Raw genomic sequence first — 4,669 nt, 5'->3', positions numbered from 1 at the left:
CCCCAATGGCGTGATACTCCCTCTAGCAGTACTTCCCAACCATGAGGAGAGTGGAATCCTACAAAAATATCAGTAAACAAAATAATGATAAATGCCTTCGCACTGTCACTAAGTCCGTAGACAATATTATCAAAAAAATCTTTGATTACAGCAATAGAAGGCTTACTGACTAACAAAAGCCAGATAAAAGCAACCACCGAGAACATATCTGCAAAAACATTTTTGATAGCACCAGAGCTTTCGTGACGAAATTCTTCAGCAAGCTCTTTCGCCTTATTTTTCATTTCAGTCTCCATCTGCTCAGGTAACAGTGGAGGGGCTTTGAGAATGAGATTTTTAAACTTGAGTTTTTCTTCAAATCTTTGTAATTCTACAAGGGCTTCCTCTTCCATTTCGGAATTAAGAAATATCTGCATTTCCTCAGTGCTTCTAAACCTGTCAATAATTGGGCCAACTACAAAAGCTTTTGCTATTTGATGCGTTAAAAGTGGTATAATAATTAATAGTAAAATAAACCTGATAGATATTATTGTTCTTTTTTGAGTTTGACGAAAATTCTGAATTACTTCTTGTTCCGAATTAGGATCTAATTCAACTTGCAGACGACTGATAGTACTTAAAATAGAGCGAGGTAAAACACCTGTTGTATCGGTTTTACTCTTGGTTTTTGGTTTATTGTTTAAGTCTTGATTTGGTATTTTGGGTGGTAATGTTGGAGTTTTGACGAGCAGCGATTTGTCGTCAGATGTCACAGAGTTATCTGGTAGATTTGGAGGTTGTACTACTAAAGCTTTGGAAGTTGTTTTATCGAAACTTGTTGTGTATTTAGATATGACTAGATCGATAAAGTTGAGCTTTTCCAAAACTAAAGAAGGATTGAGATACTCTATACCTGCTTTCTCGGCAGCCTTTTGATTCTCTTCATTTAGAAACCAACGGCTTCCTCTAAACTCCGTCAGCCGCATCCTGGCAATTTTTAATAGCTTGTTGAGGTCTGACTCAAAATAATCCATCACACTGTTACTGTACATGGCCGAGTCAATGTCTATTTTATTACCATTGAAATGCTTATCTTCTATTTCCTGAATCTTTAATGCTGCATCGTAGGCTTCATGTAAAGAACGTTCAGGAGTCTGTAAGTACCATCGATAAGCAGCAAGTAAAAAAGAATAGATTTTTTGACTAAAAACAGAGTTTTTCATTGCAGATAATCATTCAGCATTATTTGGTGACTATTAACCTTAAGTTAACGCACGAGGTATACTAGCAAATCTACAAGGAGAAAGTTTGTGGTTTCTCATTCGGTTTGGATTGTTGGCACTAGCCGCAGTGGTAAGACAGCTCGCTTAGTAGAGCAATTTTGTAATTGGGTAACATCAGAAAAAGAATATACTGAATCATTTTATACGAAAAGAACAGGACGTAAAAAAACTGGTCATGTACCCGAATTTTTATATCTCAAACAAACAGAGCCGGGAGTTTTAGTTTTAGCTGCCAATGATGATAATCGTCGAGAGTTAGGAGATATAATTGTTACCTCGACTTTGGGTAAATATCCGGTTCGTGCCAAGACGCCACTAGGTTTTTTTCAGGATGAAGTCATTTTATTTTGGCCGTTGCTGATTAATTCGTTGAACCTGAAAGCACAGTTTCCGGTAAGATTGCGACCAGAAACCGAACAAGAGTTAGCAACCAAACTTTGGCGTCCGCAATTAGACGAAGAAATTTTACGTATTGCGGGAGTGAATGAATCTCGCTTGGTGCGTCGCATCTTGGACTTATTACAATTAGCAGCTTACAGTGGTATACCTTGCGAAGATATTGCCCAGATTTTGGCCAAAGGTTTGGGGGAAAATACCACAACTTTAGAGCCGGAATTTTTGGCATCTTTGCTGCTAGATTGGCGTAATTGGTGTTTAGAGAGGGGGTTACTTACTTATGGGATTATTACCGAACTTTATAGTCAGCACTTATTAAGCGATCGCAATTATCAGCAGCACCTAACTAAACGCTATCAGGCAGTATTGGCGGATGATGTCGATGACTATCCCAGCGTAGCGCGTCTTTTGTTTGAATTGCTATTAGATCAAGGTGCAGTTGGCGCATTTAGTTACAATCCTGACGGTGCAGTGCGATTGGGATTGGGAGCAGATCCTAGCTACCTAGAAGGGTTAGCAGAGCGTTGTCGGGTAGAAATTTTGAATGGGCCGCCTCCAGAGTCCCTGAGCGAGCAATTGACTAAACAGATGGTGGAATTAGTTACAGAACCGATGATACTGTTGAGTTTACCAAAAACAGTGTATTCAATTCAAACTACCTCCCGCGCCCAATTATTGCGGCAAACAGCAGAGGAAATTGCTAATGCCATCCAATCGCAGCAAGTGCAACCGGAAGAAGTGGCGATTATTGCACCAGGTTTAGATGCGATCGCTCGTTATACTCTAGTAGAAATCCTCGTCAAGCAAAATATCCCAGTAGAATCGCTCAATGACCAACGTCCCCTAATTAGTTCACCCGTGATTCGCGCCTTACTCACCATGCTGGCACTAGTTTATCCCGGCTTGGGTCGCCTCGTAGATCGGGATGCCGTCGCAGAAATGCTGGTTGTATTGAGCAGAAAACAACAACCACCAGAAAACCCCACACTCCTAACTCCTAACTCCTCACGGGCTGAACGCCCCGCTACCGCTAACAGCACTCACAACTCAGCACTCAGCACTCACATTGACCCGGTACGTGCTGGTTTGATTGCAGATTACTGCTTTGTACCCCATCCCGATCGCCCTAATTTGCTACCAGTGTCAGCCTTCGAGCGCTGGGATCGAATCGGCTATGCAGCGACTACAGCCTATAGTGAAATATTAGAGTGGTTAGAACAACAGCGATCGCAACAAGAATTGCGGTTAATTCCCAGTCCTATTTCCCTTTTAGACAGAGCAATTCAACGCTTTTTATGGAATGGTAGTAATCTTCCTTACGAACAGCTAGCAGCATTGCGGGAATTATTAGAAACTGCCCAACATTATTGGGAAATTGACACCAGGTTACGACAAATTGCCCCAATTGAAACAACGCCTTATACAACTATTATCGAATTCATTCAATTACTGCGACGGGGTACGATTACCGCCAACCCTTACCCTGTGCGCCCCATTGGTGGAGCGAGAAAGGCTGTCACCTTAGCAACTATATTTCAATATCGATCTAGCAGGCGATCGCACCAGTGGCATTTTTGGCTTGATGCTGGTTCACCTCTATGGGCGAAAGGTGGCGCAGCGACTTTGTTTGGTGCGCCGTTTTTTCTCCGAGATAGATTAGGCGAACCTTGGACAGCAGAAGATGAAAAATTGGCAGAAGAACAACGATTGCAAAGAATTTTGACAGATTTGCTCTCTCGTGTATCTGAGAGAGTTTATTTGTGTCACAGCGATTTAGCAGTGAATGGACAAGAGCAAGTAGGGCCATTGTTACCCTTAGTGAATGCCTGTGTGACTGTTATTTCTGAGGCTAATGTTAATTGAGTCCAACTTTATATCGCAAGGTGTAGTTAGAATAGAGCGATTTCTGATGACAAGCCGCTAGATCAAAGCTTTTTTTCTTCAGTAACTAAAGTCAAACTAACCCATTCACCTTTCTCGTTGTAGCTGCGAATCATCCTTTGGCGTAGGTTTGGCTGGATTAACCAACCTGCTTCCATAAAAAATGGTTGGCGTAACTGCACTTTGACAGGTGATGTTGCAGAAGCTCCATCTGGTAAAAATAATACTTGCACCTGCTTTTCTGGGTTTTGGTCAAAGAGAACAATCGAGTCTTTGATGGTAGCAGTTGAGGTAATTGTGCGTTCTGCAAAAGAGGTACTTTGAATTAATCGCCCAGCATCATCAAGTTGTAATTTCAAGGTTGTAGAGTAAGTATCAGGCGATCGCCAATCTGGATATATGGTTACTGCTTGACCTTGCCATTCTCCCAACAAATCATTTATCTGCAAAGTTGGACGTTCTGTTGCTGGGGTTCCAGCGAGATGTTCTCGAATTAAGATTAATTCCTTTAGCTGACCGGTATTATCAAACAGTTGTACCAGACGCAAGCGGCGATTTTCATGAACAAAAGCGAGTTCTCCACCAAATTCAGAAAATGGCCCTAGCTGAATTAAACCTTCAGAAAATGAACCATTTTCAAAAAACAGCAGACCCCCTCCCACAGAATTAAATTCTCTGATTATGTCTTGTCCCGAACGGCTCAGAGTTAAGCGCACTTTCTGGCTATTGTTCAAATGTTCTAGGGAAAGACAACTAGGAGTATCATTCAAAAATGTTCCTTGGGGAGAAAAATTCGTAAATGAACCTTCCCAAACACCGAGATTCTGCAAAAAACATTCCCATTGTGATTTTGTCATTTGTTATTTGTCATTTGTCATTTGTCATTTGTCATTGGTCATTGGTCATTGGTCATTGGTCATTGGTCATTGGTCATTGGTCATTGGTCATTGGTCATTTGTTATTTGTCATTTGTCATTTGTCATTTGTCATTGGTCATTTGTCATTGGTCATTGGTCATTGGTCATTGGTCATTGGTCATTTGTCATTGGTCATTGGTCATTTGTCATTTGTCATTTGTCATTGGTCATTTGATTAGCCCTGTTAAGTTGATATGTAGGTTTAATTTATAT

The 4,669-nt window shown here is 41.1% G+C and carries 4 protein-coding genes; 2 read left to right on the top strand and 2 right to left on the bottom strand.

Translation table 11 applies throughout. The features are described 5' to 3' along the window. A partial coding sequence (locus IQ229_RS13765; RefSeq protein WP_194044556.1) for a proton extrusion protein PcxA occupies positions 1-1,202 on the bottom strand: 1,202 nt, incomplete at its 3' end. An 87-nt stretch (positions 1,203-1,289) separates the two neighbouring features. On the opposite strand from IQ229_RS13765, the gene IQ229_RS13760 reads away from it, so the two are divergent. Continuing rightward, complete coding sequence (locus tag IQ229_RS13760) at positions 1,290-3,521, top strand: PD-(D/E)XK nuclease family protein (RefSeq protein WP_194044555.1); 2,232 nt, start codon at positions 1,290-1,292, stop codon at positions 3,519-3,521. Positions 3,522-3,583: 62 nt separating this feature from the next. Here IQ229_RS13760 and IQ229_RS13755 read toward each other — a convergent pair whose 3' ends face one another. Continuing rightward, positions 3,584-4,396 (bottom strand): DUF3598 family protein, encoded by an 813-nt coding sequence (locus IQ229_RS13755; protein ID WP_194044553.1) that lies wholly within the window; start codon positions 4,394-4,396, stop codon positions 3,584-3,586. Here IQ229_RS13755 and IQ229_RS13750 point away from each other — a divergent pair. Then, a complete protein-coding gene (locus IQ229_RS13750) occupies positions 4,390-4,635 on the top strand; it encodes a hypothetical protein (protein WP_194044552.1) in 246 nt (81 codons plus the stop codon). The two genes, IQ229_RS13755 and IQ229_RS13750, sit on opposite strands and share 7 nt — an antisense overlap. Positions 4,636-4,669: the final 34 nt, after the last annotated feature.

This window comes from Nostoc cf. edaphicum LEGE 07299, assembly GCF_015207245.1.
Taxonomy (GTDB): domain Bacteria; phylum Cyanobacteriota; class Cyanobacteriia; order Cyanobacteriales; family Nostocaceae; genus Nostoc; species Nostoc edaphicum_B.
The sequence above is the reverse complement of the archived record's forward strand: the minus strand, read 5'-3'. Positions and strand labels throughout refer to the sequence as shown.

Excerpts from the sequence above, each read along its gene's own strand:
- IQ229_RS13755 (WP_194044553.1), bottom strand. The coding sequence starts at position 4,396 with ATGACAAAATCACAATGGGAATGTTTTTTGCAGAATCTCGGTGTTTGG.